General features: G+C 73.6%; 21 protein-coding genes and 1 pseudogene. 21 read left to right on the top strand and 1 reads right to left on the bottom strand.

Going from position 1 to position 19,996, the window contains the following annotated elements; translation table 11 throughout:
* The first annotated feature begins 202 nt into the window (after positions 1 to 202).
* From IEY96_RS06660 to IEY96_RS06620, 9 genes are all read left to right on the top strand, one after another.
* A complete protein-coding gene (locus IEY96_RS06660; RefSeq protein ID WP_189193909.1) occupies positions 203 to 1,615 on the top strand; it encodes an ammonium transporter in 1,413 nt (470 codons plus the stop codon).
* A 25-nt stretch (positions 1,616 to 1,640) separates the two neighbouring features.
* Entirely contained in the window at positions 1,641 to 1,979 is a 339-nt protein-coding gene (locus tag IEY96_RS06655) for a P-II family nitrogen regulator (protein ID WP_013284578.1), read from the top strand.
* Positions 1,980 to 1,996: 17 nt separating this feature from the next.
* Positions 1,997 to 4,309 carry a [protein-PII] uridylyltransferase gene (locus IEY96_RS06650; RefSeq protein WP_189193908.1) on the top strand — a complete coding sequence of 771 codons (2,313 nt, stop codon included), beginning with the start codon at positions 1,997 to 1,999 and terminating at the stop codon, positions 4,307 to 4,309.
* Between the two features lie 76 nt (positions 4,310 to 4,385).
* On the top strand, positions 4,386 to 5,288 hold the full coding sequence (locus tag IEY96_RS06645; RefSeq protein WP_189193907.1) for an ABC transporter ATP-binding protein: 903 nt from the start codon (positions 4,386 to 4,388) through the stop codon (positions 5,286 to 5,288).
* Positions 5,278 to 6,099 carry an ABC transporter permease gene (locus IEY96_RS06640; RefSeq protein WP_189193906.1) on the top strand — a complete coding sequence of 274 codons (822 nt, stop codon included), beginning with the start codon at positions 5,278 to 5,280 and terminating at the stop codon, positions 6,097 to 6,099. The genes IEY96_RS06645 and IEY96_RS06640 overlap by 11 nt, the downstream gene beginning before the upstream one ends.
* A 19-nt stretch (positions 6,100 to 6,118) precedes the next feature.
* Positions 6,119 to 7,246: a sensor histidine kinase gene (locus IEY96_RS06635; RefSeq protein ID WP_189193905.1), complete on the top strand. Its 1,128-nt coding sequence runs from the start codon at positions 6,119 to 6,121 to the stop codon at positions 7,244 to 7,246.
* The gene (locus IEY96_RS06630; protein WP_189193904.1) at positions 7,243 to 7,899 is read left to right on the top strand and encodes a response regulator transcription factor; all 657 of its coding nucleotides are present in this window, start codon (positions 7,243 to 7,245) and stop codon (positions 7,897 to 7,899) included. Before IEY96_RS06635 ends, IEY96_RS06630 begins: the two co-directional genes overlap by 4 nt.
* A gap of 149 nt (positions 7,900 to 8,048) precedes the next feature.
* Positions 8,049 to 9,602: a signal recognition particle protein gene (gene ffh / locus IEY96_RS06625; protein ID WP_189193903.1), complete on the top strand. Its 1,554-nt coding sequence runs from the start codon at positions 8,049 to 8,051 to the stop codon at positions 9,600 to 9,602.
* A 102-nt stretch (positions 9,603 to 9,704) separates the two neighbouring features.
* Positions 9,705 to 10,784 carry an amidohydrolase family protein gene (locus tag IEY96_RS06620; protein WP_189193902.1) on the top strand — a complete coding sequence of 360 codons (1,080 nt, stop codon included), beginning with the start codon at positions 9,705 to 9,707 and terminating at the stop codon, positions 10,782 to 10,784.
* A 90-nt stretch (positions 10,785 to 10,874) separates the two neighbouring features.
* Here the strand turns inward: IEY96_RS06620 and IEY96_RS06615 are convergent, their stop codons facing one another.
* Positions 10,875 to 11,447 carry a TetR/AcrR family transcriptional regulator gene (locus tag IEY96_RS06615; protein ID WP_229791461.1) on the bottom strand — a complete coding sequence of 191 codons (573 nt, stop codon included), beginning with the start codon at positions 11,445 to 11,447 and terminating at the stop codon, positions 10,875 to 10,877.
* Between the two features lie 182 nt (positions 11,448 to 11,629).
* On the opposite strand from IEY96_RS06615, the gene proS reads away from it, so the two are divergent.
* The 12 genes and pseudogenes from proS (at position 11,630) to IEY96_RS06555 (ending at position 19,964) form a co-directional block, all read left to right on the top strand.
* Positions 11,630 to 13,036: a proline--tRNA ligase gene (gene proS / locus IEY96_RS06610; protein WP_189193900.1), complete on the top strand. Its 1,407-nt coding sequence runs from the start codon at positions 11,630 to 11,632 to the stop codon at positions 13,034 to 13,036.
* A 49-nt stretch (positions 13,037 to 13,085) separates the two neighbouring features.
* Positions 13,086 to 13,706, top strand: a complete 621-nt coding sequence (locus tag IEY96_RS06605) for a ribonuclease FAU-1 family protein (protein WP_189193899.1) — start codon at positions 13,086 to 13,088, stop codon at positions 13,704 to 13,706.
* 243 nt (positions 13,707 to 13,949) lie between these two features.
* Entirely contained in the window at positions 13,950 to 14,408 is a 459-nt protein-coding gene (rpsP, locus tag IEY96_RS06600; RefSeq protein ID WP_189193898.1) for a 30S ribosomal protein S16, read from the top strand.
* Positions 14,383 to 14,643 carry an RNA-binding protein gene (locus IEY96_RS06595; protein WP_187399607.1) on the top strand — a complete coding sequence of 87 codons (261 nt, stop codon included), beginning with the start codon at positions 14,383 to 14,385 and terminating at the stop codon, positions 14,641 to 14,643. Before rpsP ends, IEY96_RS06595 begins: the two co-directional genes overlap by 26 nt.
* Positions 14,643 to 15,287 (top strand): ribosome maturation factor RimM, encoded by a 645-nt coding sequence (rimM, locus tag IEY96_RS06590; protein ID WP_189193897.1) that lies wholly within the window; start codon positions 14,643 to 14,645, stop codon positions 15,285 to 15,287. The genes IEY96_RS06595 and rimM overlap by 1 nt, the downstream gene beginning before the upstream one ends.
* A 16-nt stretch (positions 15,288 to 15,303) precedes the next feature.
* The gene (trmD, locus tag IEY96_RS06585) at positions 15,304 to 16,092 is read left to right on the top strand and encodes a tRNA (guanosine(37)-N1)-methyltransferase TrmD (RefSeq protein WP_189193896.1); all 789 of its coding nucleotides are present in this window, start codon (positions 15,304 to 15,306) and stop codon (positions 16,090 to 16,092) included.
* Positions 16,093 to 16,235: 143 nt separating this feature from the next.
* Positions 16,236 to 16,595, top strand: coding sequence for a 50S ribosomal protein L19 (rplS, locus tag IEY96_RS06580; protein ID WP_189193895.1), 360 nt, complete (start codon positions 16,236 to 16,238; stop codon positions 16,593 to 16,595).
* 169 nt (positions 16,596 to 16,764) lie between these two features.
* Positions 16,765 to 17,633, top strand: a pseudogene (gene lepB, locus IEY96_RS06575) (signal peptidase I).
* A 9-nt stretch (positions 17,634 to 17,642) separates the two neighbouring features.
* On the top strand, positions 17,643 to 18,275 hold the full coding sequence (gene lepB, locus IEY96_RS06570) for a signal peptidase I (protein WP_189193893.1): 633 nt from the start codon (positions 17,643 to 17,645) through the stop codon (positions 18,273 to 18,275).
* Positions 18,276 to 18,322: 47 nt separating this feature from the next.
* Positions 18,323 to 18,790: an NUDIX hydrolase gene (locus tag IEY96_RS06565; protein ID WP_189193892.1), complete on the top strand. Its 468-nt coding sequence runs from the start codon at positions 18,323 to 18,325 to the stop codon at positions 18,788 to 18,790.
* Positions 18,784 to 19,644 (top strand): ribonuclease HII, encoded by an 861-nt coding sequence (locus IEY96_RS06560; RefSeq protein WP_189193891.1) that lies wholly within the window; start codon positions 18,784 to 18,786, stop codon positions 19,642 to 19,644. The genes IEY96_RS06565 and IEY96_RS06560 overlap by 7 nt, the downstream gene beginning before the upstream one ends.
* The gene (locus IEY96_RS06555) at positions 19,641 to 19,964 is read left to right on the top strand and encodes a DUF2469 domain-containing protein (protein WP_007075222.1); all 324 of its coding nucleotides are present in this window, start codon (positions 19,641 to 19,643) and stop codon (positions 19,962 to 19,964) included. Before IEY96_RS06560 ends, IEY96_RS06555 begins: the two co-directional genes overlap by 4 nt.
* The last annotated feature ends 32 nt before the right edge of the window (positions 19,965 to 19,996 follow it).

The raw sequence follows: 19,996 nt of genomic DNA, 5'->3' as shown, positions 1-19,996 counted from the left end.
TCCGCGTCGGACCGGCCACTCCTTCCGTTCTCTCCCCTCATGATCGTCGTTCTTCACACGCCGGAAACAACCCGTCACGCGTCGGAAATCGAGCGGTGTCGGTGAAGGAAACAGCCGCCGAGCAAGCTTCCGCGCAACCGGCGTACGGGCGACGCTGCCCCGGAAGCCGCGAAGGAGGAGACTTCACCTTTAGGAGGCCAGCGTGCCTGAAGCACCGACGATCGACGGCGGCAACACCGTTTGGCTGCTGGTTTCGACCGCTCTCGTGCTGCTCATGACCCCCGGCCTGGCGCTGTTCTACGGCGGCCTGAACCGGGCCAAGGGCGTGCTCAACATGATGATGATGAGCTTCTCCGCCATCGGGCTCATCTCCGTGCTGTGGTGGTTCTACGGATTCAGCGTCGCCTTCGGGGCCGACGTCAACGGTTTCTGGGGCGACCCCGCCGCGTACCTCGGCACCAAGACCTTCCTCGCCGAGACCGACCTCTGGGGCGCCACGGCGGAGAACCCCAGCGGCATCGGGGTCCCGCTGTACGTGTTCATGGCGTTCCAGATGGTCTTCGCGGTGATCACCGTCGCGCTGATCAGCGGCGCCATCTCCGACCGGGCCAAGTTCGCCGGCTGGCTGCTCTTCGCCTTCGGCTGGGCCACCCTGGTCTACTTCCCGGTCGCCCACTGGGTGTGGGGCGGCGGCATCATCGGCGCCAAGCTGCACGCGCTCGACTTCGCCGGCGGTACGGCGGTGCACATCAACGCCGGTGCGGCGGCGCTCGGCGTGGCCCTGGTGCTCGGCAAGCGGGTCGGCTGGCCGCGCGAGGGCATGAAGCCGCACAACATCCCGCTGGTCGCGCTCGGCGCCGGCCTGCTCTGGTTCGGCTGGTTCGGTTTCAACGCCGGCTCGGAGCTGACCGTCGACTCGGTGGCCGGGCTGGCCTTCCTCAACACCCAGCTCGCCACCGCCGCCGCGGTGCTCGGCTGGCTGGCCATCGAGTGGATCAAGGACGGGAAGCCGACCATGGTCGGCGCGTCCTCGGGCGCCGTGGCCGGTCTGGTCGCCATCACCCCGGCCTGCGGTTTCATCGCCCCGTGGGCGGCGGTCCTGCTCGGCATCGTCGCCGGTGCGGTCTGCGCGCTCGCCATCAGCCTGAAGTACAGGTTCGGCTACGACGACTCCCTCGACGTGGTGGGCGTGCACTTCGTCGGCGGCTGGATCGGGTCGCTGTGGCTCGGCCTCTTCGCCACCAACTCGGTCAACGGCGCGATCAGCGACGTGGTGGGCGCCTCCGACGGCCTCCTCTACGGCGGCGGCCTGACCCAGCTCGGCCGGCAGGCCTTGGCCGGCCTGATCGTCACCGTGTGGTCGGCCGGCATCGCCTGGCTGCTCGCCTTCGCCATCGAGAAGACGATCGGCTTCCGGGTGGCGGCCGAGGCCGAGGTCGACGGCATCGACGTCGCCGAGCACGCGGAGAGCGCGTACGACCTGTCGCCCAGCACGGGCGGCAGCGGCGGGGGCGCGTTCGCGATGGCCGGGATCGGCGCCACCAAGCCGGCCCCGGAACCCACCGACGCGGCGGAGGAGCCCGCCGAGCCGGTCAGCGAGAAGGTCGCCGGTTAACGTTCCTGGGATGGAGGGGTTGGACATGAAGCTGGTGACCGCGGTCATCAAGCCGTACCAGCTGGACGCGGTGAAGGAGGCCCTGCACGCCCTCGGCGTGGCCGGCCTGACCGTCAGCGAGGTCCAGGGCTACGGCCGGCAGAAGGGGCACACCGAGGTCTACCGGGGTGCCGAGTACACGGTCGAGTTCCTGCCCAAGATCCGGGTCGAGGTGCTCACCGACGAGATGGACGTGGACAAGATCGTCGACGCCATCGTGGGCGCCGCCCGGACCGGCAAGATCGGCGACGGCAAGGTCTGGGTGACCGGCGTCGAGGAGGTCGTCCGGGTCCGTACCGGCGAGCGCGGGCTCGACGCCCTCTGACGCCGGAGCCGACCGACGTGACCTCGTTGACCACGACGACCGACCCCATCGGGGACGGCCCGCTCGTGGTCAACGAGGTCGCCGGCGTACCCGGGGGGATCGGGGCCGAGGCGCGGGCGGCCCGGGCCGACGCCCTGGACGCCTGGCTGCGCGGCCTCTTCCCGGCACGGGACGGGATCGCGCTGATCGCGGTCGGCGGGCTGGGTCGCCGCCAGTGCGCCCCCTACGGCGACCTCGACCTGGTGCTGCTGCACGCCGGGGTGCCCGGCACCGACGAGCTGGCCGCCTCGCTCTGGTATCCGATCTGGGACGCCGGGCTGCGGCTGGACCACTCGGTGCGGACCGTCGCCGAGGCGCTCTCCGTGGCCCAGGACGACGTCAAGGTCGCCCTCGGCCTGCTCGACGCCCGGTTCCTGGCGGGCGACCGGGCGCTCGCCGACCAGCTCGTCCACACCGCCACCGACCACTGGCGGCGCACCGCCGTCCGGCAGCTGCCGAAGCTGCGGGAGATCACCGACGCCCGCTGGGCCACCCACGGCGAACTGGCCTTCCTGCTCGAGGGTGACCTCAAGGAGGCGGCCGGCGGGCTGCGCGACGTCGGCCTCCTGCGCGCCATCGCCACGGCCGGCGTCACCGACGCCCTCCGCCCCGCCGTGCACGCCGCGCACCGGCGGCTGCTGGACACCCGTGACGCGCTGCACCAGCAGGTCGGCCGCCGGGTCGACCGGCTCGTCGCCCAGGAACGCGACGGCGTCGCTGCCTTGCTCGGCCTGCGACAACTTCAGCTCGGCGCGTCTGACGCCGCGCAGCGACCTGAAGCCGTCGACGGCGACGCGCTGCTGCGCCGGGTGGCCGGGGACGCCCGGACCGTCAGCCACGCCCTCGACGACGCCTGGCGTGCCGCCGACCGGCTCCGCGCCGGCCGGCACCGGACCGCCGCCGGCCGGCCGCTGCGCCGCCCGGTGGCCCGGGACGTGGTCGAGCAGGACGGCGAGCTGGTGCTCGCCCGCGCCGCCATCGGCGCCCGCCCCGACCCGAGCCTGTCGCTGCGGGTCGCCGCCGCCGCGGCCACCACCCGGCTGCCGATCGCCCGGGCCACCTGCGAGTGGCTGGCCGCGTACTGCCCGCCGCTGCCCGCGCCCTGGCCGCCGGCCGCCCGGGCCGCGCTGATCACCCTGCTCGGCGCCGGTCCCGGCCTGGTGCCCGCCTGGGAGACCTGCGACCGGTACGGCCTCATCGACGGCTGGCTGCCCGAGTGGACCCGGCTGCGCAGCCTGCCCCAGCACAACCCGGTGCACCGGTTCACCCTCGACCGGCACCTCGTGCAGGCCGCGTACGAGGCGAGCCGGCACACCCGCGACGTGGACCGACCCGACCTGCTGCTGCTCGGCGCGTTCCTGCACGACATCGGCAAGGGACTGCCGGGCGACCACAGCACCGTGGGCGCGCCCCTGGCGGAGGCGGTGGCCGCCCGGATCGGGCTGCCCGAGGACGAGGCGGCGCTGATCGCCAAGCTGGTCCGGCTGCACCTGCTGCTGCCCGACGTGGCCACCCGGCGGGACCTCTCCGACCCGAAGACCGTCGCCGGGGTCGCCGAGCGGGTCGGCGACACCACCACCCTGGACCTGCTGCACGGCCTGGTACGGGCCGACGCCGCGGCCACCGGGCCGGCCGCCTGGTCGGACTGGAAGGGGCGGCTCGTCGCCGAACTCGTCGCCCGGGTGCGTACCGCCCTGGACACCGGCGTGGTGCCCGCCCCGCCGGCCCCCGACCCGGCGCTGGTCGCCGGGCCGCTGCCCGTCGTACACCTCGGGGAGGACCGGGTGTCGGTGGCCGCGGCCGACCGGCGGGGACTGCTCGCCACGGTGGCCGGCTGCCTGGCCCTGCACCGGCTGGAGGTGATCTCCGCGGACGCCGCCACGGTCGACGGCCGGGCCCTGGTGCAGTGCCGGGTGCAGCCGCGCTACGGGCTGGCCCCCGACCCCATCGCGCTCAGCGCCGACCTGCGCCGCGCGGTCAGCGGCGACGTCTCCGTCACCCAGCGGCTGCGCGGTCGGGCCCTGGCCGCGCGGGGCCAGGGCGCCGCGCCCCGGGTGGTCTGGCACCGCGAGGCGGCCACCGACGCGGTGCTGCTGGAGCTGCGCGCCGCCGACGCGGCCGGGCTGCTCTACCGGGTCGCCTGCGCCCTCGACGAGGCCGGCGCCCAGGTGCGGGCCGCCCGGATCTCCACCCTCGGCGGCGACGTGGTGGACGCGTTCTACCTCGTCGGCGGCTGGCCGCCCGACGCCGACCGCGACCGCATCGAGGCCGCCGTACTCGCCGCCGTCTGACTACGTCCCGGGACGTAGTCGGGAAGCCGCCGCCGGGGTGACGTGCCGGGGGCCGCCCGGCGGGACGCTCGGTGGCATGAACCTGCCAGTGCAGACCGAAGGGCTCACCAAACGGTACGGCGGCCTGACCGCCGTGCAGGACCTCCAGCTCACCGTCCGGGCCGGCGAGGTGTACGGCTTCCTCGGCCCCAACGGCGCCGGCAAGACGACCACCCTGCGCATGCTGCTCGGGCTGGTCCGGCCCACCGCCGGCACGGTCCGGCTGCTCGGCCGGCCGCCCGCCGCCGGCCGGCTCACCGGGGTCGGCGCGCTGATCGAGGGCCCGGCCTTCTACCCGTACCTCTCCGGACGGGACAACCTGCGGGTGCTGGCCCGCTACGCCGGGGTCGGCGCCGACCGGGTCGCGCTCGTGCTCGACCTGGTCGACCTCACCGACCGGGCCGGCGACCGCTACGCCGGCTACTCGTTGGGCATGAAGCAGCGGCTCGGGGTGGCCGCCGCACTGCTGAAGGATCCCCGCCTGCTGATCCTGGACGAGCCGACCAACGGCCTCGACCCGGCCGGCATGGCGGACATGCGCACGCTCATCCGCCGGCTCGGCGCGGCCGGCTGCACGGTGCTGGTCTCCAGCCACCTGCTCGGCGAGGTCGAGCAGATCTGCGACCGGGTCGGGGTGATCGCCCGGGGCCGGCTGGTCGCCGAGGGCAGCGTCGCCGAGCTGCGCGGAGCCGCCGGGCTGCGGCTGCTCGCCGACCCGCTGGACGCCGCGGCCGAACGGGCGCGGGAACTGGTCGGCGCCGAGCGGGTGCGGGTGGTCGACGGCGGGCTGGAGCTGGCCGTCGACCCGGACCGCGCCGCCTGGCTCAACACCGAGCTGGTCGGGGCCGGGCTCGCCGTGCGCGAGCTGCGCCCCCGGGAACGGGACCTGGAGCAGGTCTTCTTCGACCTCGTGGAGAAGGGAACGGCCGATGTCGCGTAGCTTCCGCGCCGAGACGGTCAAGCTGGTCCGGCGACCGGCCAGCTGGCTGCTGCTGGCCATCACGCTGGTGCTCTCGCTGATCTTCACCTACGTCTTCCCGTACGCCGGTCTCGCCGGCGCCGCCGACGGGCCGAACACCGACCGGGCGCTGCCCGCGCTGCTCCCGGACCAGCTGGTCGGGAACTCCCTCGGCGGCCTGCCGGTCTTCCTCGGCTCGATCCTGCTGATCCTCGGCGTGCTCACCGTCGGCGGCGAGTACGGCTGGGGCACCTGGAAGACCGTGCTCACCCAGGGCCCGACCCGGCTGGAGGTGTACGCCGGCAAGCTGCTCGCCCTGGCCGCCGCCGCGCTGGCCGTGGTGCTCGCCGTGTTCGCGGTCGGCGCGGTGGCCAGCGTGCTCATCGCGTCCGCCGAGGCGCAGCCGGTGACCTGGCCGACGGCCGGCGACCTGCTCACCGGGATCGGGGCGGGGTGGCTCATCGCGACGATGTGGGCCATGCTCGGTGCCGTGCTCGCCGTCGCGCTGCGTGCCGTGGCGCTGCCGGTCGGGCTGGGCCTGGTGTGGATGCTCGCGGTGCAGAACCTGCTCGCCGCGATCGCCGCGCCGCTGGTCGACTGGGTGGCGAAGGCGCAGGAGGGGCTGCCCGGGCCGAACGCCGGGTCGCTGGCCGCCGCGCTCGGCGCCCCCGGGGACACGCCGGGGGTGGCGGCCACCGTCGGCGGCGGGCAGGCGGCCGTGGTGGTGGCCGCGTACCTGGTCGGGTTCGCGGTGGTCGGCGCGGTGCTGCTGCGCCGGCGGGACATCGGCTGAGGCGGGGCGGGGAGGGGACGTGGACCGCGAGCGTGGCGACCGGGGCCGCTGGCTCCTGGACGGCCTCATCGCGCTGGCCCTGCTGGTGATCGGGCTGGCCGGCACCGCGCCGGCCGGCCTCAACCAGGGCGTGGACACCGGCCCAGGCGCATACCCGCTGGTCGTGGTGGCCGCCCTCGCGGTGGCCGTCCGCCGGCGCTGGCCGCTGGCCACCCTGGCCGTGGTCACCGCGGCGAGCACCGCGTACCTGGTGCTCGGCTACCCGTACGGCCCGATCCTGCTGTCGTTCTTCGTCGCCGTCTACACCACGGCCGCGTACCGGCCGGCGCGGGTCGCGGCGGTGGCCAACGGGGTGGCCCTGCTCGTGCTGCTCACGCACGTCTTCGTCGGCGTGCGCCCGCCCGGGCTGGTCGGGCTCATGCCGGCCGCCGCCTGGGTGGTGGTGCCGTTCGCCGTGGGGGTCACCGTGCGGCTGGGCCGCGAGAACGCGGCACGCGGCCGCGCCGACGAGGCGCGCCGGCTGGCCGACGCCGAGCGGCTGCGGGTGGCGCGGGAGGTGCACGACGTGGTCGGGCACGGGCTCGCCGCCATCCACCTCCAGGCCGAGATCGCCCTGCACCTGCTGGCCCGCAAGCCCGAGCAGGCCGAGGCGGCGCTCACCGCGATCAGCCGGACCAGCAAGGAGGCGCTCGACGAGTTGCGGGTGACGCTCACCGTCGTCCGCCGCGACGAGGCCCCCGACGAGCGTGCCCCCGCGCCGGGGCTGGCCCAGGTCCCGCAGTTGCGCGAGCGGCTGGCCGGCGCCGGGCTCCCGGTCAGCGTCGAGGTGGACGGGCCGCCGCGCCCGCTCCCGGTTGCCGTGGACCTGGCGGCCTACCGGGTGGTGCAGGAGGCGCTGACCAACGTGCTGCGGCACGCCGGCCCGGCCACCGCCACCGTGCGGCTGCGGTACGCGCCCAGCGAGGTCGCCGTGGAGGTCACCGACACCGGCCGGGGCGCGGCCGCACCGGCGGGCCGGGCCGGCGGGTACGGGCTGGCCGGCATGCGGGAGCGGGTCACCGCGCTGGGCGGTTCGTTCACCGCCGGCCCCGCCTCCGCGGGCGGCTTCCGCGTGTCGGCCACACTGCCCGTGGAGGAGGTCACATGATCCGGGTGCTGCTCGCCGACGACCAGGACCTGGTCCGGATCGGGCTGCGTGCCCTCGTGGAGAGCGAGGACGACCTCACCGTGGTCGGCGAGGCGGCCGACGGGCTCGCCGCCGTCGAGGCGGCCCGCCGGGAACGCCCCGACGTGGTGCTCATGGACGTGCGGATGCCCGGCGTCGACGGCATCGAGGCGACCCGCCGGATCGTCGCCGACCCCGCGCTGGCCGGCACCCGGGTGGTCGTGCTCACCACCTTCGAGCTGGACGAGTACGTCTTCGACGCGCTCCGGCACGGTGCCAGCGGCTTCCTCACCAAGGACACCCGCCCGGCCGAGCTGCTGCGGGCCATCCGGCTGGTCGCCGAGGGCGAGGCGCTGCTCTCCCCGTCGGTGACCCGGCGGGTGGTGCGGGAGTTCGCCACCCGGCCGGCCCGGGTGCCCCGCCCGCACCCCCGGCTCGGTTCCCTCACCGACCGGGAACGCGAGGTGGTGGGGCTGGTCGGCGAGGGGCTGAGCAACGTCGAGATCGCCGAGCGGCTGGTGGTCAGCCCGGCGACCGCGCGGACCCACGTGAGCCGGGCCATGGTCAAGCTGGGCGCCCGGGACCGGGCCCAGCTCGTGGTCTTCGCGTACCAGTCGGGGCTGGTCGCGTCCTGATCGACCGGCGGCGCGGGCGGCCGTGATCTCCTGGCCGGGGGTCGGGCCGGCGGGAAGCAGTGCGGAGGCGGGACCGTTACCCTTGCGGGTAGCCGGACGTGTGCGTGCCGGCCGACTGTGTTCGCCAAACCGACAAACGGGATGTTCGCGTGTTTGACACCTTGAGTGACCGCCTGTCCGGGATCTTCACCAAGCTCCGCGGCAAGGGTCGGCTCACCGACGCCGACATCGACGCCACCGCGCGCGAGATCCGCATGGCGCTGCTGGAGGCCGACGTCGCCCTGCCGGTGGTCAAGGGCTTCATCGCGAACGTCAAGGAGCGGGCGCGCAGCGCCGAGGTCTCCCAGGCGCTCAACCCGGCCCAGCAGATCGTCAAGATCGTCAACGAGGAGCTGATCAACGTCCTCGGCGGCGAGGGGCGGCGGCTCCAGTTCGCCAAGCACCCGCCGACCGTGATCATGCTGGCCGGCCTCCAGGGTTCCGGTAAGACCACCCTCGCCGGCAAGCTGGCCCGCTGGCTCAAGGCCCAGGGCCACCAGCCGCTGCTGGTCGCCGCCGACCTCCAGCGCCCCAACGCCGTCGGGCAGCTCCAGGTGCTCGGCGGCCGCGCCGGCGTCGAGGTGTACGCCCCGGAGCCCGGCAACGGCGTCGGCAACCCGGTGCAGGTCGCGCGCGACTCGATCGAGCACGCCAAGCGGGCCGCCCGGGACATCGTCATCGTCGACACCGCCGGCCGGCTCGGCATCGACGCCGAGATGATGCAGCAGGCCGCGGACATCCGCGACGCGGTCCAGCCCGACGAGGTCATCTTCGTCGTCGACGCGATGGTCGGTCAGGACGCGGTCCGCACCGCCGAGGCGTTCCGCGACGGCGTCGGCATCACCGGTGTGGTCCTGTCCAAGCTCGACGGCGACGCCCGCGGTGGCGCCGCGCTGTCGGTCCGGGAGGTCACCGGGCAGCCGATCCTGTTCGCCTCCACCGGCGAGAAGCTGGAGGACTTCGACGTCTTCCACCCCGACCGGATGGCCAGCCGGATCCTCGGCATGGGCGACGTCCTCACTCTGATCGAGCAGGCCGAGGCGGCCTTCGACGCCGATCAGAAGGAGAAGATGACCGCCAAGCTGATGGGCGGCGAGCAGTTCACCCTGGAGGACTTCCTCGATCAGCTCATCGCGGTCCGGCGGATGGGCCCCATCGCCAACGTGCTGGCCATGATGCCAGGCATGGGGCAGATGAAGGACCAGCTCGCCGAGCTGGACGACAAGCACTTCGACCGGGTCACCGCGATCATCCGCTCGATGACCCCGGCCGAGCGCACCACCCCGAAGATCATCAACGGCTCCCGCCGGGCCCGCATCGCGAGCGGCTCCGGGGTCACCGTCATGGACGTCAACCAGCTGCTCAACCGCTTCGCCGACGCGCAGAAGATGATGAAGCAGATGGGCGGCATGATGGGCCTCCCCGGTGGCGGCCGGCGCAAGGCGACCAAGTCGCCGAAGAACAAGCGCAAGGGCACCAAGGGGGGCGGTCGGCCGCGCACCGGCGCCGGGGTGCCGGGCGGTTTCCCGGGCGGCATGCCGCAGCTCCCGCCGGGGCTCGACCCGGGCGACCTGGCCGGCGGCCAGGGCCTGCCGCCGGGCTTCAAGCTGCCGAAGATCGACTTCAACAAGCTCGGCAAGGGCGGTGACAAGGGTCCCCGCTGACCGCGTGCCGACGGCCCCGTCCCCACCCGTGGGGCGGGGCCGTCGGCGTACCGTGGCGGGCCCGTAACACGCACGGGGGAGTGATCGGGTAGGACTGTGCACATGGCTCTGCATGTGCGCGGTGTGCTCCTGCCGGACGACGAGGTCCGGGACATCTGGCTGGTCGGCGACCGGGTCACCTTCGAACCGGTGCCCGGCGCCGAGACGGTCGTCGACGGTGGCTTCGTGCTGCCCGGCCTCACCGACGCCCACTGCCACATCGGCATCGCCCGCGGTGGCGCCCCGATCACCTCCCTCGACCAGGCCCGCGAGTTGGCCCGCACCGACCGGGACGCCGGGGTGCTGGCCATCCGCGACGCCGGCTCGCCGTACCCGTACCCCGAACTCGACGACGAGCCGGACCTGCCGCGACTGGCCCGCGCCGGCCGGCACGTCGCGCCGCCGAAGCGCTACCTGCGCGACATCGGGGTGGAGGTCGGCGCGGCCGAGGTGGCCGCGACGGTCGCCGCGCAGGCCGCGGCCGGCAACGGCTGGGTCAAGCTGGTGGGCGACTGGATCGACCGCGGGGTGGGCGACCTCGCGCCGGCCTGGGACGCCGACACCCTGACCGCGGCGGTCGCCGCCGCGCACGCCGCCGGGGCACGCGCGGCCGTGCACACCTTCTCCGAGTCGGCCGTGGAGATCATGGTGCGGGCCGGGGTGGACTCGGTGGAGCACGGCACCGGGCTGAGCCTCGACCTGATCGACCTGATGGCCCGGCAGGGCACCGCGCTGGTGCCCACGATGATCAACATCCGTACCTTCGGCCACATCGCCGACCAGGCCCGCGCGAAGTTCCCCGGGTACGCCGACCACATGCTCGCCCTGCGCGACCGCTTCCCCGGGGTGGTCCGTGCCGCGCACGAGGCGGGGGTGCCGATCTACGTGGGCACGGACGCGGGCGGCGGCATCGACCACGGGCTGGCCGCCGAGGAGATGCTGCTCCTGCACGAGCAGGCCGGAATGTCCGCCGAGGACGTGCTCGCCGCCGCCTCCTGGCGGGCCCGGGAGTGGCTCGGCTTCCCCGGCCTGGTCGAGGGCGGCCTCGCCGACCTGACCGTCTACCCCGAGGACCCCCGCCGCGACCTGCGCGTGGTCCGCACCCCCTCCCGCACCATCCTGCGCGGCCACGTCCTGCGCTGACCGCCTGTGATCTCCCCGCTCTCCCCGCTCTCCTCGTTGATCAAGAAGTTTGCGTCAGCGGACGGGTCTTTCCTGGCGCAAACTCCTTGATCAACCCGCTGGGTGGGTGGCGGCGGAGTGGAAGAGGTGCAGGGCCAGGTCGGCCAGGTGGTCTGCTGTTTCGTCGACGGGGGACTTTGGGAGCACGATGTGGCTCACCACCAGGCGGACGATGGTGTCGGCGGCGAACGCCAGGGCCGCGTGGTCGCCGTCCGGCAGGTATCGGCCGGCCCACTCCAGCAGGGCCGCGGACGACTCGGCGAGCACCAGCTCGGACCGGGTGGTGAGGTAGGGCAGCAGCTCGTCGGAGCCACCCCGGGCGCTGGTCAGGATCGCCTTGACCAGCGGGTTGTCCGCGGCCGCGGCGAGGGTGTGCCGGATGGCCGCGTACGCCGCCGCCCGCACGTCGGGGCCGTGCGCCGCCAGGGCCGCCCGGACCTCGCCGACGAACCGGTCCACCTCGCGCCGGGCGAGCGCCTCGGCCAGGCCGGCCTTGCTGCCGAACTCGTTGTAGACGGTCTGCCGGCTCACCCCTGCGGCCTCCGCCACCCCGCCCATCCGCACGCCGTCCCAGCCGGCGGCGACGGCCTGCGCGCGGGCGGCGTCCACGATCGCGTCCCGCAGCCGTTGTTTGGACGACTCCGGCTCGGCGCGTCTGACGCTGCCTCGGGCTCCGCGCGGCGGCCCGGCGCTGTCGTTCGGAAGCTCACCCATCGCCGTCGAAGTCTACGGTCGGGCGGCGCGACACGGCGCGTGCCGACTCCCGGGCGCAGCGGCGGCCCGCCCGGCGCATAGGATGTGCGGTCATGGCACGCGTGCTCACTCCCCGTGCGGAGGACTTTCCCCGCTGGTACCAGGACCTGATCGCCAAGGCGAAGCTGGCCGACAACGGCCCGGTGCGGGGCACCATGGTCATCCGACCGGCGGGCTACGCCATCTGGGAGCGGATGCAGGCCGAGATGGACGCCCGGATCAAGGCGGCCGGTGCCGAGAACGCGTACTTCCCGCTCTTCATCCCGGAGAGCTACCTCAAGCGCGAGGCCGAGCACGTCGAGGGCTTCTCGCCGGAACTGGCCGTGGTCACCCACGGTGGTGGCAAGCAGCTCGCCGAGCCGGTGGTGGTCCGCCCCACCAGCGAGACGGTGATCGGCGAGTTCATGGCCAAGTGGATCGACTCCTACCGGGACCTGCCGCTGCTGCTCAACCAGTGGGCGAACGTGGTCCGCTGGGAGCTGCGCCCCCGGATCTTCCTGCGCACCAGCGAGTTCCTCTGGCAGGAGGGGCACACCGCGCACGCGACCCGCGAGGACGCCCGCGCCTACGCCCGCCGGATCCTGCACGAGGCGTACGAGGACCTCATGGTCAACGTGCTGGGCATCCCGGTGGTGGTCGGCCTGAAGACGGCCCGCGAGCGGTTCGCCGGAGCGACCGCCACCTACACCTGCGAAGGCATGATGGGCGACGGCAAGGCGCTCCAGCTGGGCACCAGCCACGAGCTGGGCCAGAACTTCGCCAAGGCCTTCGACATCAGCTACTCCTCGGCCGAGGGCGGCCGGGAGCACGCGTGGACCACCTCCTGGGGCACCTCGACCCGGATGCTCGGTGGCCTGATCATGTGCCACGGCGACGACAACGGGCTGCGGGTGCCGCCGAAGCTGGCGCCGATCCAGGCGTACGTGATGATCGTCAAGGACGGCGAGGGCGTGGGCGAGGCGGCGGCCAAGCTGCGCGACGCGCTGCGCGACGCCGGGATCCGGGTCGCGCTGGACGACCGGACCGACACCGCGTTCGGCCGCCGCGCCGTCGATGCCGAGCTACGCGGCTACCCGGTGCGCGTCGAGGTCGGCCCCCGCGACCTGGCCGCCGGCAACGCGGTCGTGGTCCGGCGTACGGACGGCTCGAAGGCGCCGGTCGCGGTCGCCGACGTGGTGGGCGCCGTGCTCGCCGCGCTGGAGGCGGACCAGCAGGCGCTGCACGACCAGGCGCTGGCGTTCCGGCAGTCCCGCACCGTCGAGGTCGGCACGCTGGCCGAGGCGATCGAGGCGGCCGCCACCGGCTGGGCCAAGGTGCCGTGGTCGGCGGTCGGCGTCCAGGGCGAGGCCGAGGCGAACGGCCAGGGCGTCACCGTCCGGTGCCTGCTGCGGGCCGACGGCTCGGTGCCGGACTCCGAGGACGAGCCCGACCTGGTCGCCGTCCTCGCCCGCGCCTACTGAGGTGCGGCCGGGCGGCCCGGTCGACCGGTTCGTGCCGGGTCGGCTGATCATGCACCGGAACGTGCGGCACGGCCGGATCGGCTGGGTCCGGGCGGCCCGCGTGGTGCACGACGACGACCGGGGCCTGCTGCTCTGGGTGGCCCGGAACACGCCGGTGGCGCACGAGGTGACCGAGGCGGGGCTGGGCATGCGGGCGGTGCCCTTCGCCGAGTGGATCACCTCCACCTACCGCCTGGCCCGGGGGCGCTGGAGCGGCCCGCCGGTGCTGAAGTTCCTGCCCGCCGGCGCCGCCCACTCGGTCTGGTGGTTCCGGGACGCGCAGGGTCGCTTCCAGAACTGGTACGTCAACCTGGAGGAGCCCGGCGTCCGCTGGGACGACGGCACGGTGGCCGGGGTCGACATGGTCGACCAGGACCTCGACGTGGTGGTCCACCCCGACCTGAGCTGGGAGTGGAAGGACGAGGACGAGTTCGTCGAGCGCCTCGCCTTCCCCGGGCACTACTGGGTCACCGACGAGAAGGCGGTCCGGGCCGAGGGCGAGCGGGTGATCCGGATCGCCGAGGCCGGCGAGTTCCCCTTCGACGGCACCTGGTGCGACTTCACCCCGCCCGCCGACTGGGACGTACCGGACGAACTGCCGCCCGGCTGGGACCGCCCGCCGGTGCGCTGAGCGCGTGTCGTTCGTCACCGTCACGGGCGACCCGGGTGAGCTGTCCGGGTCCGGTGTGAGAGATCGGGGCCGGACATGGCAGAATGGGTCGCTGGTATCCGGCGCGCGTCCGGCGCCCTCTAACCCGGGCGCGTCGCCAGTTCACCGAGCAGTCTCCGGCCCAAACCCCACTGTGCCGGTCGGCGCTCACCCGCCACACCGCCCGTACCGGGCCGGTGAGATCGCAACAGGAGCGAAACAACTGTGGCCGTAAAGATCCGGCTCCTGCGGATGGGCAAGATCCGCAACCCGCAGTACCGCATCGTCGTCGCCGACTCGCGCACCAAGCGTGACGGTCGCGCGATCGAGTTCGTCGGTGTGTACCAGCCGAAGGAGGACCCTTCGGTGATCGAGGTCAAGTCGGAGCGGGTCCAGTACTGGCTGTCGGTCGGCGCGCAGCCGAGCGAGGCCGTGCAGCGCCTGCTGGAGCTGACCGGTGACTGGCAGAAGTTCAAGGGCCTGCCGGCCCCGCCGCCGCTGAAGGTCGCCCCGGAGCGGGCCGACCGCAAGGCGGCGTACGAGGCCGAGGCGAAGGCCGCCGCCGGCGTTGCCGAGACCCCGGCGCCGGCCAAGAAGGCCGCCAAGGCTGCGGCTCCGGCCGCCGAGGCCGAGGCGCCGAAGGCCGAGGAGCAGACCGGTGTCGAGTCCGGCGAGCAGGCCTGACATGGCGCTGCGTCCCGCCCTGGAGCACCTGGTCAAGGGGATCGTCGACCACCCGGACGACGTCCGGGTGCGCATGGTCGACTCCCGTCGGGGCAAGCGGCTCGAGGTCCGCGTGCACCCGGAGGACCTCGGCACGGTGATCGGGCGGTCCGGCCGGACCGCCAAGGCACTGCGCCAGGTGATCGGCTCCATCGGTGGGCGCGGGGTGCGCGTCGACATCGTCGACTCGTACTGATGCTTCTCATCGTCGGCCGGATCGGCAAGCCGCACGGCATCCGCGGTGAGGTCACCGTGGAGGTGCGGACCGATGAGCCCGAAGCACGATTCGCCCCCGGCACGGTGCTGCGCACCGAGCCGGGGGCGATGCCCCGGGCTGAGCGCATCAAGGGTGTGCTGCGCACCGAGCCGGGGGCGATGCCCCGGGCTGAGCGCATCAAGGGTGTGCTGCGCACCGAGCCGGGGGCGGTCGCGCCCCCGGAGCCCGGCGCCTACCGGGTGCCGGACAAGCTGACCATCGAGTCCGCCCGCTGGCACCAGGGGCGGCTGCTGGTCGCCTTCGAGGGCGTGCTGGACCGCGACGTCGCCGAGGCGCTGCGCGGCACCCTGCTCGGCGTGGACAGCGCCGACGTCGCCGCGCCCGAGGACCCGGAGGAGTTCCTCGACCACCAGCTGGTCGGCCTGGCCGTGGTGACCCCGGCCGGCGAGCGGCTGGGCGAGGTGGCCCGGATCGACCACGCCCCCGCCTCCGACCTGCTGGTGCTGCGCCGCCCCGACGGGCGGAGCGCGCTCATCCCGTTCGTCAAGGCGATCGTGCCCGAGGTCGACCTGCCGGGCGGCCGCGTGGTGGTGGAGCTGCCCGCCGGGCTGCTCGACCTCTGACTGGAGCCACCCCCTGATGCGCGTCGACATCGTGTCGATCTTCCCCGAGTACTTCGCCCCGCTGGACCTGTCGCTGATCGGCAAGGCCCGGGCGAGCGGCACGCTGCGGCTGGCCGTACACGATCTGCGGACCTGGACCCACGACGTGCACCGCACGGTCGACGACACCCCCTACGGCGGCGGTCCCGGCATGGTGATGCGGCCGGAGCCGTGGGGCGAGGCGCTCGACGCCCTGGCCCCCCACGAGCTGAGCCCGGACGGGCACACCCTGCCCCGGCTGCTCGTCCCCTCGCCGGCCGGCGTCCCGTTCACCCAGGCCATGGCGCACGAGTTGGCCGCCGAGTCGCACCTGCTCTTCGCCTGCGGCCGCTACGAGGGCATCGACCAGCGGGTGCTCGACCACGCGGCGGGCCGGATGCGGGTGACCGAGGTCTCCCTCGGCGACTACGTGCTCTTCGGTGGCGAGGTGGCCGTGCTGGTCATCCTGGAGGCGGTCACCCGGCTGCTGCCCGGGGTGCTCGGCAACGCCGGTTCGCTGGACGAGGAGTCGCACGCCCACGGGCTGCTGGAAGCCCCGATGTACACGAAGCCGGCGAACTGGCGCGGGCACGAGGTGCCCGAGGTGCTCCGCTCCGGCGACCACGGGCGGATCGCCCGCTGGCGGCGCGACGAGGCGCTGCTGCGGACGGCGGCCCGGCGCCCCGACATGATCGCCGCGCTGCCCCCGGAGAGCCTGGACAAGCGGGACCGGGCGGCGCTGGACCGGGGTGGATTTCAGCCGCGGCCGGGGGATGTGGCAAAGTAGAGGGGTTGCCGCTTCCGTCCACGCCGTGGGCGGATGCGAGGACCCTCGACCGGGGTCGGCGTCGCCGGCCACCACCCGGGGGTCAGAATCACCCATCCGCGCATCGACTGACGGTGCGCCGTGAGCCTCACGAGGACGCAGCGATGAACATCCTGGACGCCCTTGACGCCCAGTCGAAGCGCGTTGACCTGCCCGACTTCCGCGCCGGTGACACCGTCAAGGTGCACGCGCGGGTTGTCGAGGGCAACCGGTCCCGGGTCCAGATCTTCCAGGGCGTCGTCATCCGCCGCCAGGGTGACGGTCTGCGCGAGACCTTCTCGGTCCGCAAGGTCAGCTTCGGTGTGGGCGTGGAGCGGACCTACCCGCTGAACAGCCCGGCGCTCGACCGGATCGAGGTCGTGACCCGCGGTGACGTGCGGCGCGCCAAGCTCTACTACCTGCGCGAGCTGCGGGGCAAGAAGGCCAAGATCAAGGAGCTGCGCGAGAAGCAGCCGACGAGCTGAATTTCCGTTCGCCACGCCGCCCGAGCTGCGCGGATGTCGTATCGACAGGATCCCATTACCCTGGTCGGTACGGGCGCAGCCGGACGGCGCGAAGCGGTCCACTGCCGCCCGTGGGGTCTCCGAGGGGACTCCCGGGCGGTAGTGTCGTTTCCGCGGACCGGAGAGTGGCATGGTGCAGATGCTTGACGAGGACGGCACCGTCGACCCGTGGCGCCGGCGAGCCCGGCGCACCCGCCGGCAGATGCCGCTCTGGCAGGAACTGCCCCTGCTCCTCGTCGTGGCCTTCTGCCTCGCGGTGCTGATCCGCACCTTCCTGCTCCAGGCGTTCTTCATCCCGTCCGGGTCGATGGAGAACACCCTGCTCATCGGTGACCGGGTGCTGGTCAACAAGGTCGTCTACGACGTCCGCGACCCGGTCCGCGGCGAGGTGGTGGTCTTCCGGGGCACGGACCGGTGGGTCGCCCAGGAGGCCCCGGCGCCGCCGACCAACTTCGCCGGCAAGGTCGGCCGCACCCTCGGCGACCTGGTCGGCATCAGCCGCCCCGGCGAGAAGGACTTCATCAAGCGGGTCATCGGTGTGCCCGGCGACCGGGTCTGGTGCTGCGACAAGGGCCGCGTCGTGGTCAACGGCGTGCCGCTGGACGAGCGGGGATACGTCTCCGAGGACTCGCCGGTCGAGCTGCCGCCGAACCCGAAGGAGTGCCGCTCCCGGCAGTTCACCGAGATCGTCGTGCCGCCGGGGCAGATCTTCGTGATGGGCGACCACCGGCTGGTCTCGCAGGACGCCCGGTGCCAGGGTCCGGTGCCGATCGACAACGTCGTCGGCCGGGCCTTCATGATCGTCTGGCCGTCCCAGCGGTGGACCACCCTGCCGGTCCCGGAGACCTTCGCCGACCTGCCACAACCCAACGCCGCGCCGGCCCGGCCCGCCCCGGTGGATCCCGACCCGGTGGGCGGCGTCGTCCTCATCCTCCCGGTCACGGCCGCGCTCTCCGTTCTCGCGCGTTCGGGGCGACTGCGCCACGGCCGGCAACGTAGGCTCCACCCGTGATTGACGAGCAGACCGAGAAGCCGCGCAGCTCCTTCTGGAAAGAGCTGCCCATCCTCCTGGGCGTGGCGATCCTGGTCGCAGTGCTGGTTCGTGCCTTCGTGCTGCAGACCTTCTTCATCCCCTCCCCGTCCATGGAGAACACCCTCAAGATCGACGATCGGGTGCTGGTCAACAAGCTGGTGTACGACTTCCGCTCGCCGCACCGCGGCGAGGTGATCGTCTTCAAGGCGCCCACCGAGTGGAGCGGCAACCCGGAGGGCGAGGACTTCATCAAGCGGGTGATCGGGGTCGGCGGCGACCATGTGGTCTGCTGCGACCGCACCGGCCCGCAGGAACGGCTGATCATCAACGGCAAGGCGATCGACGAACCGTTCATCTTCCCCGGCAACAAGCCCGCCGACCAGGACTTCGACATCACGGTGCCGAAGGGCCGGCTCTGGGTGATGGGCGACCACCGGGAGGCCTCCGGCGACTCGCTGGAGCACTGGCAGCAGTCCGGCGAGGACATCACCGAGGCCACCATCCCCGAGGACCAGGTGGTCGGGCGTGCCTTCACGATCTTCTGGCCGGTCGGCCGGGCGGCCTGGCTCAGCGTGCCGGAGCAGTTCGACGGCATCCCCAATCCCTGACCCGGAGGGCGTGGGCGTTCGTCGGTGGCGTCTGGCAGGCTTGGGCGGTGACCGTCTACACCCCTCGTCGCGCGGCCCGGGTGCTGCTCGTCGACGCGTCCGACCGGGTGCTGCTGTTCGAGGGCAGTGATCCGGCCCGGCCGGGCCACCGCTACTGGTTCACGCCCGGCGGCGGCCTCGACCCGGGGGAGACCCCGGCCGCGGGCGCGGCCCGCGAGCTGGCCGAGGAGACCGGGCTGCGGCTCGCCCCGGCCGAGCTGGGCCCGCCGGTCTGGGCCGAGACGGTCGAGTTCCCGTTCGACGGCGTCTGGTACCGGCAGGAGCAGGAGTTCTTCCTGGTGCGGGTGCCGAGGTGGGAGGTCGACACGGCGGGCTTCGACGCGATCGAGCAGGCCAGCGTGCACGGCCACCGCTGGTGGTCGGTCGACGAGCTGGCCGGGACGGCCGAGCGCTACTACCCGCCGGACCTGGCGGACCGCCTCGCCCGGGCGCTCGCCGGAGGTGGCCCGTGCTGACCCCGCCGCGCACCGTGGTGCGCCGCGACGGTGGCCTCTACGCGCTGGAGCGGGCCCTGCAACGGCGCGGCTTCCGGCACGTGGCCGGCGCCGACGAGGCCGGCCGGGGCGCCTGCGCGGGGCCGCTGGTGGCCGCCGCCGCGGTGCTGCCCGAGGGGCGGCGCGGCGAGATCGACGAGCTGGCCGACTCCAAGCTGCTCACCCCGGCGGCCCGGGAGCGGGTCTACGACGAGGTGGTGGCGCGGGCCCTGGCGTACGCCGTGGTGGTCATCCCCGCCGACGAGGTCGACGCGCGGGGGCTGCACGTGTGCAACCTGGCGGCCATGCGTCGGGCGCTCGCCTCGTTGAGCACCCGCCCGGAATACGTGCTGACCGACGGCTTCGGCGTTGACGGGCTGGATGTGCCCGGGCTGGCGGTCTGGAAGGGTGACCGGGTGGCCGCCTGTGTGGCGGCGGCCAGCGTGCTGGCCAAGGTCACCCGGGACCGGATCATGGTGGAGTTGGACGAGCGGTACCCGGGCTACGGCTTCGCCGAGCACAAGGGTTACATCACCCCGGAGCACAGCGCCGCGCTGCGCGAGCTGGGGCCCTGCCGGGAGCACCGCTTCTCGTACGTGAACGTGGCCACCGTCTCCGGACGGGACGGGCGGCCGCCCCGCTCCCGCCGGCCGGCCGCCGGCAGCCCCGACGAGGCGCTCTTCGGCGCCCCGGAGGAGGCGTTCGCCGAGGGCCCGGACGAGCCGATGGAGCGCTCCGGCGCGCCAGGGGGTACCGTCGGCGTGGCGTTGGGCGAGCAGCCGCGACCTCCGGCGCCGGTGGGGGAAGATGTGGTCATGGAAGGCGGAGTGCGATGAGCGCGGAAGATCTCGAGAAGTACGAGACCGAGATGGAGCTGCAGCTCTACCGGGAGTACCGCGACATTGTCCGCCAGTTCTCCTACGTGGTGGAGACCGAGCGCCGCTTCTACCTGGCGAACCAGGTCGACCTGCACGTGCGTAACTCGGACGGCGAGGTCTACTTCGAGGTCGAGATGCACGACGCCTGGGTGTGGGACATGTACCGCCCCGCCCGGTTCGTCAAGAATGTCCGGGTAATGACGTTCAAGGACGTCAATGTGGAAGAGCTCGAAAAGCCCGACATCTCGCTTCCCGCAGACTCCGGATTCGGCGGCTGATCCGGGCCGGCGGGCCGACCGGCCCGCCGCCC

The organism is Micromonospora fulviviridis, from assembly GCF_014648395.1.
GTDB lineage: Bacteria > Actinomycetota > Actinomycetes > Mycobacteriales > Micromonosporaceae > Micromonospora > Micromonospora fulviviridis.
The sequence above is the reverse complement of the archived record's forward strand: the minus strand, read 5'-3'. Positions and strand labels throughout refer to the sequence as shown.

What these genes read in the sequence shown, in the direction of transcription:
- IEY96_RS06555 (WP_007075222.1), top strand. Translation starts at nt 19,641, where the DNA reads ATGAGCGCGGAAGATCTCGAGAAGTACGAGACCGAGATGGAGCTGCAG.
- rimM (WP_189193897.1), top strand. Translation starts at nt 14,643, where the DNA reads ATGCTTCTCATCGTCGGCCGGATCGGCAAGCCGCACGGCATCCGCGGT.
- IEY96_RS06655 (WP_013284578.1), top strand. Translation starts at nt 1,641, where the DNA reads ATGAAGCTGGTGACCGCGGTCATCAAGCCGTACCAGCTGGACGCGGTG.
- IEY96_RS06620 (WP_189193902.1), top strand. Translation starts at nt 9,705, where the DNA reads ATGGCTCTGCATGTGCGCGGTGTGCTCCTGCCGGACGACGAGGTCCGG.
- IEY96_RS06645 (WP_189193907.1), top strand. Translation starts at nt 4,386, where the DNA reads ATGAACCTGCCAGTGCAGACCGAAGGGCTCACCAAACGGTACGGCGGC.
- IEY96_RS06640 (WP_189193906.1), top strand. Translation starts at nt 5,278, where the DNA reads ATGTCGCGTAGCTTCCGCGCCGAGACGGTCAAGCTGGTCCGGCGACCG.
- IEY96_RS06605 (WP_189193899.1), top strand. Translation starts at nt 13,086, where the DNA reads ATGCACCGGAACGTGCGGCACGGCCGGATCGGCTGGGTCCGGGCGGCC.
- proS (WP_189193900.1), top strand. Translation starts at nt 11,630, where the DNA reads ATGGCACGCGTGCTCACTCCCCGTGCGGAGGACTTTCCCCGCTGGTAC.
- IEY96_RS06630 (WP_189193904.1), top strand. Translation starts at nt 7,243, where the DNA reads ATGATCCGGGTGCTGCTCGCCGACGACCAGGACCTGGTCCGGATCGGG.
- rplS (WP_189193895.1), top strand. Translation starts at nt 16,236, where the DNA reads ATGAACATCCTGGACGCCCTTGACGCCCAGTCGAAGCGCGTTGACCTG.
- trmD (WP_189193896.1), top strand. Translation starts at nt 15,304, where the DNA reads ATGCGCGTCGACATCGTGTCGATCTTCCCCGAGTACTTCGCCCCGCTG.